Annotated in this window: 10 protein-coding genes; 5 read left to right on the top strand and 5 right to left on the bottom strand. The window is 41.8% G+C overall.

Going from position 1 to position 12442, the window contains the following annotated elements; all coding sequences use genetic code 11:
* Window positions 1-267: 267 nt before the first annotated feature.
* The 5 genes from A923_RS0101100 to A923_RS0101120 all read right to left on the bottom strand — a co-directional run bounded on the left by A923_RS0101100 (window position 268) and on the right by A923_RS0101120 (window position 3777).
* Window positions 268-789 (bottom strand): DUF6988 family protein, encoded by a 522-nt coding sequence (locus tag A923_RS0101100; protein WP_017219791.1) that lies wholly within the window; start codon window positions 787-789, stop codon window positions 268-270.
* Window positions 790-1002: 213 nt separating this feature from the next.
* Window positions 1003-1428, bottom strand: a complete 426-nt coding sequence (locus A923_RS0101105; RefSeq protein WP_017219792.1) for a hypothetical protein — start codon at window positions 1426-1428, stop codon at window positions 1003-1005.
* A 137-nt stretch (window positions 1429-1565) separates the two neighbouring features.
* Window positions 1566-1988: a hypothetical protein gene (locus tag A923_RS0101110; protein ID WP_017219793.1), complete on the bottom strand. Its 423-nt coding sequence runs from the start codon at window positions 1986-1988 to the stop codon at window positions 1566-1568.
* Between the two features lie 140 nt (window positions 1989-2128).
* Window positions 2129-2779 carry a GIY-YIG nuclease family protein gene (locus A923_RS0101115; RefSeq protein ID WP_017219794.1) on the bottom strand — a complete coding sequence of 217 codons (651 nt, stop codon included), beginning with the start codon at window positions 2777-2779 and terminating at the stop codon, window positions 2129-2131.
* 548 nt (window positions 2780-3327) lie between these two features.
* Entirely contained in the window at window positions 3328-3777 is a 450-nt protein-coding gene (locus A923_RS0101120; RefSeq protein ID WP_017219795.1) for a hypothetical protein, read from the bottom strand.
* Window positions 3778-4202: 425 nt separating this feature from the next.
* Here A923_RS0101120 and A923_RS0101125 point away from each other — a divergent pair, with 425 nt between their 5' ends.
* The 5 genes from A923_RS0101125 to A923_RS0101145 are packed head-to-tail and all read left to right on the top strand — an operon-like array spanning window position 4203 to window position 12137.
* Window positions 4203-5291, top strand: coding sequence for a Leu/Phe/Val dehydrogenase (locus tag A923_RS0101125; RefSeq protein WP_017219796.1), 1089 nt, complete (start codon window positions 4203-4205; stop codon window positions 5289-5291).
* Complete coding sequence (pdhA, locus tag A923_RS0101130; protein WP_237716149.1) at window positions 5272-6381, top strand: pyruvate dehydrogenase (acetyl-transferring) E1 component subunit alpha; 1110 nt, start codon at window positions 5272-5274, stop codon at window positions 6379-6381. The genes A923_RS0101125 and pdhA overlap by 20 nt, the downstream gene beginning before the upstream one ends.
* Entirely contained in the window at window positions 6378-7355 is a 978-nt protein-coding gene (locus A923_RS0101135; RefSeq protein WP_017219798.1) for an alpha-ketoacid dehydrogenase subunit beta, read from the top strand. The genes pdhA and A923_RS0101135 overlap by 4 nt, the downstream gene beginning before the upstream one ends.
* Window positions 7355-8530 carry a dihydrolipoamide acetyltransferase family protein gene (locus A923_RS0101140; RefSeq protein ID WP_017219799.1) on the top strand — a complete coding sequence of 392 codons (1176 nt, stop codon included), beginning with the start codon at window positions 7355-7357 and terminating at the stop codon, window positions 8528-8530. Before A923_RS0101135 ends, A923_RS0101140 begins: the two co-directional genes overlap by 1 nt.
* A gap of 49 nt (window positions 8531-8579) precedes the next feature.
* Complete coding sequence (locus A923_RS0101145; protein ID WP_017219800.1) at window positions 8580-12137, top strand: methylmalonyl-CoA mutase family protein; 3558 nt, start codon at window positions 8580-8582, stop codon at window positions 12135-12137.
* The last annotated feature ends 305 nt before the right edge of the window (window positions 12138-12442 follow it).

The following is a 12442-nucleotide window of genomic DNA, read 5'->3' on the forward strand; positions in this document are numbered from 1 at the left end:
TTGATACACAATGAGGGAAATTCGGCTTAACGTTATTCCTGAGAGAGTAACTGCCCTAAGCCACTTCTGGGCAGTTTGGCTTAGATCACCACAGGTTTAGAGCGATCCCCCTAAGCCATCTATGGACAGGAATGGCTTAGAGATGATGCTTCACAGAGGGCGTTTCGCATTACCAAAAGTATAGCGAAGTTGAGATGAATGCCCACTTAAGCGGACAAAACTGTTGGCTATAATTGTGTAGAGGAGCGAATTTCGTTTAAGCGCTTGCTATAAAACGTTCGACTTGCTTTGAAAACAATCGGAATACGATTTAAATGATTGATACACTTCTTTTGTTAAAGCAGGTTGACCAGAAAGAATAGAGCCAAGAATCGCGACCATTCCATTTACACCATTCGATGCTTTTAAAGCTTGTACAAGTATTTCGAGAGGATATCCTTTACTATGTCGATCAATTGCATGTAGACCGCCATGAACATAGCCACTTAAAGGTTTCCAAGAATATTGCTTAAATTCAAGTATTGGATCAATAGCATTTTTAGGTGCTTTTACTTCAAGCCGTTTAATCATTTCGGTTAACATAGGTAAATGATCAGCTCTTTTTTGATTTTCCTCATTTAACTCAGCAGTTAACTTTCCCACCGCCGTGTCAGTAGCAGCATAGAGAACCCACATTCCACGAACCAAACATTCGAATTGAAGCCTCAGTAACCCTATTGCCGATGTGAAATTTCGAGAAGCTAGAAGAATTTTAAAACTTTCAGCGTGTTCCAAGGCAACACTGCACATTATTTTGCTTACTTTAATTCGTTCTGACTTATCATAAACAGGGTGGCTTAGAACATTAAGAACATAGCTTTCAAATTCTGCAGATCTAATTAGTAATTTATCGATGATAACAACCCCTAGTTTTATAACACCCTAATAATGGAGAAAAAATTGTTGACTAAAATGTTGAGGAACGAAAACAGCCAACTGTATTTGTCCTTATTAATTAGCTTGTTATGTGTAACCGTGCTCCTTTAAAAACCATGACTCATATATGTCATAGTGCGCAACTTTAGCATTTTGAAACCTTGCCATATCGTCTTGGCACTTTTCTCTTTTAGCACAAAGTAATAATTTATCATAAACCATTGTAGTATGAAGATGAATAAACGCCGAGCCGGTTTCTTTTGGTTTATGCGCAAATGTTTTATCGCAATCACGTTTAATTGAGATAAATAAATATGTTTTACAGAATTCTTCGACTTCTGAATATCTTCCCGCCTTTTGAAAGTAAGGAATAATTTTTGTATAAGCTGAGTGGGGAAAGCCACCTTGGCTAGCCATAATTGGCAATAATTCAATCAGTAACTCAATAGCTTGATCATAATTTTTGGATTTAGCTAAAGTCGTAGCTTCTTTTAAATTTACCGAAATATCCATTTAGTGACCAAATTTCCGTGAAACATACCAACGCCGCGTAAAGCGGACAAAAATTGCGGGTTATAATGTGGAGCGAAACGTAACCCACTGTTTAGTTCCGTTTGAACACCTTATCTGGCAAGTTCACCCTATGTTAACTAAGAACTGAATGGGTTAGCTTCTATCTTGCTTACAATATCCTGATCTATGATGAACGATGTTGCAAAGAAGTTACTTACAGGCTTGAAGCCTATATCTATGCAATATTTACGTAAGCGAAGGTTATCAACATCTTCTATAGCAAACTTTTCCCACGGATTAATAGCGACACAATACTTTAAGAAAGATTTAAACCAGCCCTGACTTTGTAACCGCTCATCTAAATAAACAGTTGCAATAACCAAACATAAGCCTTCTACATCATTTGTTTGACACCGCATTAGTAGTGTTATCCCATCAGCTCTCATTTCACAATGGTCATTGTTTCGTACCGTATTATTTTCACTGTATTCAGCCTGAACTAATTTAAGCCACTTAGTCATTTGTGACTGAATTGACGACTTATCGTTTAATTGGAACATTGTCTAATCCACGTATGAGAAATATGATTTTTGCCTAACGCCTCAAACACTGGCGCGTAGTTTGGTGCTGTTTTGCCGCTTTTGGTTTTTAGCAAAAAACGCGACAGCCGTTATGCGTCCAGTGATTTTACTTGTTAGCACTACTTGCCTGATTTAGCTAACGAACTGTGTACTAAATCAACAAATGTCGTGCCATGCCAATCCTCATGAAGTGAAGGGTTTACTGTATCGGGTGTATGCCCGATGATCTCCCTCACTTGCCGGTAAGCATTCACTCTGTCAGCCATTGCCATTATTTTGTACTGATGCTTAGGAGGAAGCATTTTATTCTTATACCACGTATCAATTACGTGCTTCATCAATTCTTTATTACATGAGAACCATTCACCATGACGTCTCAAATGTGAAAACTGTTCGTGCAACTGGCGTTCTCTTTGAGAGCCTCCAGGCTCAAGTGCATGAATGATTAATTCGCCATAAGTTCCCGTTTGAAGGTTACTTAACCTTTTAAGAGGGTTATTAGTTCGTCCAATTTTAACAAACAAACCACTATATGCATGTGCAGTTGGTGCCGGCCCAGCCCATGAATCTGGAACTTGGAGAATATAATAAATACTGTCTACGGAGCCATCTGAAAGGTTATTTGCCCAGTACGCCCACTCTGTTACCCACTCATGCGCTTTTTTATGCGAATCAAAATGATCAGATGTGAAATAAAAATCGCCATTATCAAGATAAATATCAGATACGTAACGGCCACATTTGCATTGTCGTACTTCACTTGGCTGCATGAGTTCTCCGTGTAGTGCTAACAGTTTACTATACAGAATTCTGTATAAGGCGAATTCCATTTCAATAATTATCAACAATATTAAATTTACTATAAATTACAAATAGATATTGATGAATAGTAATTCAAAATCAAATAAAACACAGATAAAAATAAGAACAGTATTTATAGAGACCCATGTAAACATTGTCAACATAATATTACCATTTAAAAATCAACATCTTAAAAATAATAAACGATTGAAAAACTGAATGTTTTGGCACGTTAAATAATATATTTTTGCTATCTTTGTAAATCCAAATTATGCCTTAATGTAATCACAGTATTTATCCATAAGAAAATATATCGCAAATTAATGTGAGGTCATCGAGTATGAGTAAATATTCTAAGCAGGAATGGGGCATTAATGGCTTAGTGCTTAAACTTAAAATGGGAAGCTCGAATCCCATAACACATGGTTAAGCTGAAGTTAACGCTCTCATAAGCTGGGAGTAACACCTGAATACTTTGTTACGTTTTTTACAAGCAGTGGCAAGCGTTACGAATTGATTATTTAATGTTAATGTAATCTTCTTTTTCTTTTTGAGATACAGCCCCTTTAAAATGATAAACATCGATTAAACAATCATTAGTTAACCTTTTATTACAGTAACCTTCGCGATAGTTTCTTTCTAAATGAAGAGATGCTTCTTTGAGACTATAATTTGTTTCCGATGCTAGGTCTGTCGCTGTAATTAAGCCTGAATGCTCGATAGCATATTTAAGTATAAAGTTATCAATATCACCAATTAAAACTAATTTTCTGCTTTTTTTTATTTTTTTAGTCAGTATGGCTATAACAATTGTTATAAACGAAAAAACGATTAGTGCCGATTTTGCATTGTCCTTGCCGTCCATAAGTCGAACAACAAATATAATAAATAGTAACGAACTGCAAACTAAAGCTAGCATTGCAATTATGTATAGAAAACCGAGCACTGTCCCTTTCAAATTTTGCACTTATTTATCACTCCTTGAAGAATTACGCCTTCGAATATAACCTTGCATAATAGGGCGTCTCAAATTACGCCTTCATCACGAAGAGAGCTTAACCTTTGACATCTATCAATAAGAGTATCAATAAAGCTATCTATGTAACTGATTGTATTAGTATTGATTTTTAGTAGCAAGTAAATATGATTACATTTTTGCAATTCGAGATGACATATTGTTATTACGCTAGATGCTTAGGGTGTCCTTGGCTCATGTTCTAGACACCCACCATTGACCGCGTTGTTAGTCACTATAACGGGTTTGCGAATGGGCACTGTTGCGTATCGTGTCTATAGTTATTCATAGAGTAACCTCCTGCATACCCAACGACTTAAAGTGTAATGAACTGTGCGTCTGTAAGGTATTCACAACCTAAGGTTGGAGAACCGTTTATGGCAAGCTACATTGAATCGAGAGAGTCGGGAGTATCGACCGATCTATTTGACATGGCTGAACAATATCCATTCAGCGATGTGCACTTCTGGCGTGATCCAGAAACACAATTACAAGCCATTATCGCTATTCACAGTACCAAGTTAGGCCCTGCTATTGGTGGCTGTCGAATGATTGATTACCCCTCGACTCAGGCTGCTGTTAAAGATGCCTGCTGTTTAGCCGCTGGCATGAGCTACAAAACAGCCATTAATCGACTACCTTTTGGTGGTGGTAAAGCCGTTATCTTAAAACCTAAACATGTAACGGATCGCAGGGCGCTGTTTGCCTCGTTTGGACGCTTTGTTGAAAGCCTAAATGGTCGCTATATTACCGCGATGGACAGTGGTACCAGCATTGCAGATATGGATGTAATTGCCAGTCAAACTAACCATGTGATGTGTACCACCACCGCGGGACTCGCTTCGGGAGATCCTTCTCCACATACCGCGAAAGGCGTTTATTACGGCATTAAAGCGGCAGTGAAATTTAAGCTGCAGCAGGAGTCACTTTCCGGTTTGCATATAGCGATTCAAGGGGTGGGTAATGTGGGTTATGCGTTAGCGAAGCTACTGCACAACGACGGTGCTAAGTTAACCGTTGCCGACCCAAATCCATTGGCCACACAACGACTTATTAACGAATTTGGCGCGGAAGTTGTTGCGGGTGATGACATTTATGGCATCAATTGTGATGTCTTTTCACCGTGTGCTTTAGGCCAAGTGATTAATGCCCATTCTATCGTTCAATTCAATACGTCAATTATTGCTGGTTCTGCGAACAACCAATTACAAACACCCGATATGACCGATGCGTTGGCAGCCAGAGGTATTTTGTATGCACCTGATTACGTAATAAATTCAGGAGGTGTATTACAGATCTCCTATCTTAACAAACCGGATGTAGTACAGCACAAACTGGCCGCTTTGTATGACACTTTACTGGCTATATTTACCCAAGCCGAGCAGCAAAATCGCTCGACAGTGAATATCGCTAATGGTTTGGCTGAAAAGATACTAGCTGGAGCGAATGATGAATCACAACACTGAAAAAACCGAAAACATATTTCGCGTTGGTTACACCCAATATCTTAATGAGGAAGGGCGATTATTTGAATCCTTAAAGAACCTCTCTGTTGCGGGGGTGAGTAGCGAATTATTGGTTGAGTTTTATCGATGGATGTTATTTACCCGGACGTTTGATTGTAAAGCGATTGCGCTCCAGCGTACTGGTCGTCTTGGTACTTATGCTTCTTGTCTTGGTCAAGAAGCGGTCGGCGCCGCGATTGGTAAAGCGATGCGCGAAGAAGACGTATTTATTCAAGCTTACCGAGAAACGGCAGCAGTACTTATTCGTGGAGTGAAACCGGAAGAGATCTTAATGTATTGGGGTGGCGACGAACGCGGCATGGACTTTCAAGGGCCACGAGAAGATATGCCTTGTACGATCCCAATTGCCAGCCAGTGTTGTCATGCAGTCGGCATTAGCTATGCCATGAAGATACGTAAAGAGCCGCGTGTTGCGGTCGTTGTTTGCGGCGATGGCGCGACATCTAAAGGTGACTTTTATGAATCAGTCAATGCGGCAGGGGTCTGGCAGTTACCACTGGTATTCATTATCAATAATAACCAATGGGCTATTTCTTTGCCGCGCGATGAACAATCGAGTTGTGAAACATTAGCGCAAAAAGCCATTGCTGGTGGTATTAGTTGTGAACAAGTAGATGGCAATGACGTTATCGCTTGTTATATCAAAATTAAAGCGGCTATCGACAGAGCAAGGCAGGGACAAGGCCCGCATCTCATTGAAACTATCTCTTATCGTTTATCCGATCATACCACTGCCGACGATGCTTCTCGTTATCGTGACGATGACAACGTAGGGGAAGCTTGGCAAAAAGAACCCATGACGCGACTGCGAAATTTACTACTGCATGAATTGATTATTGATAAAGCGGGCGTCGAACAACTAGAAAAACAGTGTAGTGATGAAATTGATGCTGCGGTAGCACGTTATCTTGCTATTCCACCCGCATCGCCAACGACCATGTTTGAATATCTGTATGAAACCTTGCCCGATCATTATCTAGACCAGTTAGAGCAGGTACAAAAAAAGATCTTACAGGAGGGTGAAAAATGAAGGACATGACACTGATTGATGCAGTCAATAACGCCTTGTTTGATGCAATGGCTGAAGATCAAGATATTATCGTATTGGGTGAGGATGTTGGCGCTAACGGTGGTGTTTTCCGCGCCACAGAAGGCTTGCAAGCTGAGTATGGTCGGGAGCGCGTCATTGATACCCCGTTAGCTGAATCGCTGATTAGCGGGATGGCCATTGGCTTAGCGGCGCAAGGCATGAAACCCGTGGTCGAAATTCAATTTATGGGTTTTATCTATGCTGCATTCGATCAGTTTCTATGCCATGCAGGGCGGATGCGTAATCGTACCCGTGGTCGTTTAACCTGTCCCATGGTATTGCGTGCGCCCTATGGTGGTGGTATTCATGCGCCTGAACACCACAGTGAAAGTACCGAGGCGATTTTTGCCCACATTCCTGGTATTCGTGTGGTGATCCCGTCTTCACCTGGCCGTGCTTATGGTTTGTTACTTGCCGCAATTCGCGATCCTGATCCTGTCGTTTTCCTTGAACCGAAACGTATTTATCGCTTACAAACCGAATCAGTCGACAACAATGGCCAAGCTTTACCGTTAGATGTGTGCTTTACCCTGCGAGAAGGCTCTGACGTGACCCTGATTAGTTGGGGGGCTATGTTATATGAAACCTTACAAGCGGCGGATCAACTAGCAGAACGGAATATATCGGCAGAAGTTATCGATCTAGCGTCGATTAAACCGATTGATAAAACCACCATTTTAAGCTCGATAGCGAAAACCGGTCGTTGTGTGATTATCTCAGAAGCCGCGCGCAGTGGTGGCGTAGCCTCAGAGATTGCCGCCATTATTGCTGAAGAAGGGCTAATGACATTATTAGCACCCGTCATGCGCGTGACGGGTTATGACACTATTATGCCTTTGGCTAAAATGGAAAAATATTATATGCCAAGTGTCGAACAAATTATTACCGCCGTTAACAACGTCATGGAGTTCTGATGCATATTTTCAAATTACCTGATTTAGGGGAAGGCTTACCCGAAGCCGAAATTGTTGAATGGTTTATTAAACCTGGTGATGTCGTGACTGCCGATCAGTTAATGGTGTCGATGGAAACGGCAAAAGCCATTGTCGAGATCCCGTGTCCTGAAAACGCGACAGTGGTGAAATTGTATGGCGAAAGCGGTGATATTATTCATACTGGAGACCCACTGGTTGAGTTCTTGGAAGAGGGCGCTGTATTCGCGAGTAAGGTTGAAGAAAAACCCAAATCAGCACCCGTAAAAGCATCAACATCTGTCGTCGGAGAGTTGCATACAACCGAAGGTAAATTAAAAGAAACTGCGCAATCGGTATCGGGAAATAGTATTGGCGTGAAGGCAACACCGGCCGTGCGTGCATTAGCCCATCGATATCATATCGACTTAGCGATTGTTACCCCTTCCGGCCCGCATAGTACTGTGACTGCTTCTGATGTAGAACGAGTGGTTAAAATATTTGCTGACGTCGGCGAGTTAGTGCCACTCAAAGGTGTGCGTCGTAGTATGGCAAAAGCCATGACACAAGCACATGCTGAAGTCGTGCCTGTTACGCTGCATGATGATGCTGATATTACGACTTGGTTTGCACAAGGTGATATTACGGTTCGTATTATCCGTGCGATGGCACTGGCTTGTGAAACTGAACCGACGTTAAACGCTTGGTATGACAGTCATGCCATTGGCCGTCGTATTATTAAACCCATGCATTTAGGCTTAGCGGTCGATACGCAAGATGGCTTATTCGTTCCGGTTATCCGCGATGCCCAAAATTACAGCCCACATGAAATGCGTGATAAAATTAATACCCTGAAAGAGCTGGTATCACAACGAAAAATAGTCGCAGATGATTTACGCGGTAATACCATCACCTTATCTAATTTTGGTAGCATGGTCGGTAAATACGCCAACCCGATTGTGATGCCGCCGACTGTCGCAATACTCGGAACAGGGCGCTTATTTCAACAATTGGGCTATGCTAAATCGGGCGGTAACAAATCCGGTGATAATAGCGGTGATATCGTTGAACATACTTTATTACCGCTATCGTTAACATTTGACCATAGATCGATTACGGGTGGTGAGGCTGCAAGATTCCTCGCCGTGTTAATGGTCGACCTAGCGTTGGATAGTTAAACCAAAACCTGTGATCGCTAGTCTTATCAAAATTATGGAGTGAAGAGTGATGAAAACGACTTCAACCAAGTTCCCCTTACGCATCTTAACTGCGACCTGTTTGTTTGATGGTCACGACGCTGCCATTAATATCGTACGGCGGTTATTACAAGCGCGAGGAGTTGAAGTCATACACTTAGGCATTAACCGATCTGTTCACGATGTGGTGACAACGGCACTGCAAGAAGATGTTGATGCCATCGCCATGAGTTCCTACCAAGGTGGGCATAATCCGTATTTTGGTTTCTTATTATCTAGCCTCGCCGATGTCGGTGCACAGCCCGCAATATTTGTGGGCGGCGGTGCGACTATCTCGTCAGATGAAGCGAGAGGACTAGAAGAGCAAGGCGTGACCCGGGTTTATACCAGTGCCGATGTGTTAAGTTTAGACGAAATGATCAGTGACTTATTAAACCGTTTAGTCACGATAAAGCCTAAAGGTAAAGCAAAATTCAAGGTTAAAAAAGTAGGCGTTAAACCTGCAACTGATTTGTATTTAGGTCAATTAATCACGGCTATTGAGCAAGACCGCTTAGCGAGTGTGTCAGCTACATTATCATCAAGCTTACCAGCCAAAAAAACCATGGTCATGGGGATCACAGGGACGGGCGGCGCGGGAAAAAGTACCTTTAGTGATGAGTTGCTAGCAGCGTTATTAGCGCTTTATCCTGATATTAAGATCGCTTATTTAGCCGTTGATCCCAGCGCTCAAAAAACAGGGGGGGCATTACTCGGTGATCGTATCCGCATTAATACCTTGCCGCACGATCGTTTATTCATGCGTTCGATTGCCACACGACAAGCCAATGTGTCGGTCAGTCAATCGTTACAAACCTGTGTGCCTATATTAATTAACCAAGGCTTTGATTTGGTATTCGTGGAGACCGCAGGTATTGGTCAAAGTGACAGCGCGATTGTTGATATGGTTGATTTTAGTCTTTACTTAATGACCAAGGATTATGGTGCCAGCAGCCAATTAGAAAAAATTGAGATGTTACAATATGCCGATGCTGTGGTGCTGAATAAAGCCGACCAACAAGGCAGTGAAGATGCCTTTAATGATGTGCAGCAGCAATGGCGTTTTAACCAGCAAGAAAAGGTGATTGCTGGCAATGAACTGCCCGTTTTTCCGATGGTAGCAAGCCATTATAATGATCATGGCTTTGGTCGTTTTATTGCATTTTTAATGACTAAGTTACCTTTTACCGCTCAGGCTGACGTCAAAAAATCTTACCAACAAACATTAACGACATACCCACGTTATGATTGGACGCTCACCGTGAGTCAATTAAAATTACAAAACCCAGATTATTTAACCGCTATTTGTAACCATTATGCCGCGCTATCCGATAGTCATTTACAGCAAATAGAACAAGTACGCGAACTGCATAACTGCTATCAAATGTTAGCAGATCTCGGTGATCCGTTTTTACCCGTTAAACTCGCGCGTTACCCCCAAGCAAATATAGAAAATGAATCTGATGAACATAGTTTTTTAGTCACAGATGCCGCGTTAAAAGTGTTATTACCGCCGTTAAGAACACGTTATAACAAGCTTTTAACTAAGATTTCAGTGCCACTTCGTCATGCTTTATTAGCTTGGTTTAGAGACGATGAAGATCTCGCGTTAAAACGCATTGAAGAAGGGGTTGATACCATCGATTGCCAGCAATCGTATGGTGAACACAAAGACCACTTTGTTAGTTTAAGTGGCACCGTGGTCCCCCATGTGGCGAAACCAAACGAAGCCCATTGGGATAACATTACGGCTTTTTTACTGAATGAAAATAGACCTGGGCAGTTCCCTTATACTGCGGGTGTTTTTCCGACAAGACACAATGATGAAGACCCTACGCGGATGTTTGCCGGAGAAGGCTTACCGGAAGATACCAATAAGCGCTTTCATTATTTAATTAAAGGCCAAAAGTCGATTCGTTTATCAACGGCATTTGATCCGAATACCTTGTATGGACATGATCCAGAAATAAACCCTGATGTATTCGCCTGTATTGGTATGTCGGGTGTCTCAATTGCCACATTGGATGATATGAAAGTATTGTATTCTGGCATTGACCTGTGTGATTCCGGTTCGTCGGTATCGATGACGATTAACGGCCCAGCACCAATACTCATGGCGTGGTTTTTACATACAGCTATTGACCAACAAGTTGAGTTGTATTTAACCCAAACCAAGTTATGGCCTAAAGCCAACAAACTCATTAAAGCGTATTTATCATCTTGCATCAGTAGTGGCAGTACTAGTGGCAATAATAGTAGTAAGAACACGAGTACTAAACAGCGGTCGGTTTATCGTGGAGACTTACCTCAGGGTCATGATGGTTTAGGGCTTAAGTTACTCGGCATATCGGGTCAGGTGTTAATGACCAAGCTACTGGGGTTAGAGGCTGAATACACAGCGTTGAAAACGGCGACTTACAATAAGGTTAGAGGCACGCTGCAAGCTGACATTTTAAAAGAAGAGATTGCGCAGAACGAGTGTATTTTCTCGTTAGACTTTGCGCTTAAGCTAATGGCCGATATGCAAGGTTACTTTAGCGCCAACGCGATTGCGAAATTTTACCCTGTTTCAGTAAGTGGTTATCACATTGGTGAGGCAGGGGCTAACCCCGTTACTCAGCTGGCCTTTACACTCGCCAACGGTTTTACGTTATTAGAATATTATTTAGCGCAAGGATTGGACATTGACGAGGTTGCGCCACGATTAAGCTTCTTCTTTAGTAATGGTATGGATCCAGAGTATGCAGTGATAGGGCGCGTTGCACGGCGGATATGGGCGCGAACATTGAAGTCAGTATATAGCGCCAATGATCGTAGCCAAAAATTGAAGTATCACATTCAAACATCTGGCCGCAGTTTACAATCACAAGAAATTGATTTAAATGATATTAGAACCAGTCTACAAGCCATTTACGCACTTTGTGATAACTGTAATAGTCTGCATACCAATGCGTATGATGAAACGATTACGACCCCAACGGAAAACTCGGTTTATCGGGCTCTTTCTATTCAATCCATTATTAATCGTGAGTTTGGACTGAATAAGAATCAAAATCCGCTGCAGGGCAGTTATGTTATCGAACTATTAACCAACCTTGTCGAAGAAGCCGTATATGGCGAGTTTAATCGTTTAGCCCGTCGTGGTGGGGTACTCGGTGCAATTGAAACCGGTTATCAACGCACGCAGATCCAGCAACAAAGTATGTATTACGAGAAATTAAAAGGTAGCGGAAAGCTTGATATGGTGGGGATTAATTGCATGTCTCGCGATGTCCAAGCGCATGATGCGATGCCACTGAGTGATAAACAGTTGGTACGCTGCAGCGAGAGTAAGAAGCAGCAACAAATTGATGCTGTGCTACGATTCAAGCAGCAAAATAAACAGCAAGGTGAGTTGTCATTGGCAGCGATGAAGGTGGCGCTATTAGCTAATCATGATACTGAAAGCAATAGTTTCACAGTGCTCATGGATGCAGCACCATTTGCCAGCCTATCTCAATTGACTGATGTATTGTACTTAGTTGGTGGTAAATATCGCCGCAATATGTAGGCTGAAATGGATTAGAGTGAAGGATGATCACATTTATGCGTGAAATTCTGTCTAGTTTATTTACTTGATTATGTGATGGGTTTCAAATGAAAGCTTGCGTAATAAGTTTTTTATGTTACATTGGTCACATCTTCTGAACAAGAAGATAGAAAAATGCTCAAAGGATGAGTCCGTTAAACCGCCTCCAAGGAACCGAGATCAACTGAGCCACGTGGTTCAATTTTTGATTAATGATTTAGAAGGTGACCTCTATGAAAAATTCAGTACCTGCAACACCTGTTTTCGGTGATTTATATAACACAAAA

The sequence above is a fragment of the Moritella dasanensis ArB 0140 genome, from assembly GCF_000276805.1.
GTDB lineage: Bacteria > Pseudomonadota > Gammaproteobacteria > Enterobacterales > Moritellaceae > Moritella > Moritella dasanensis.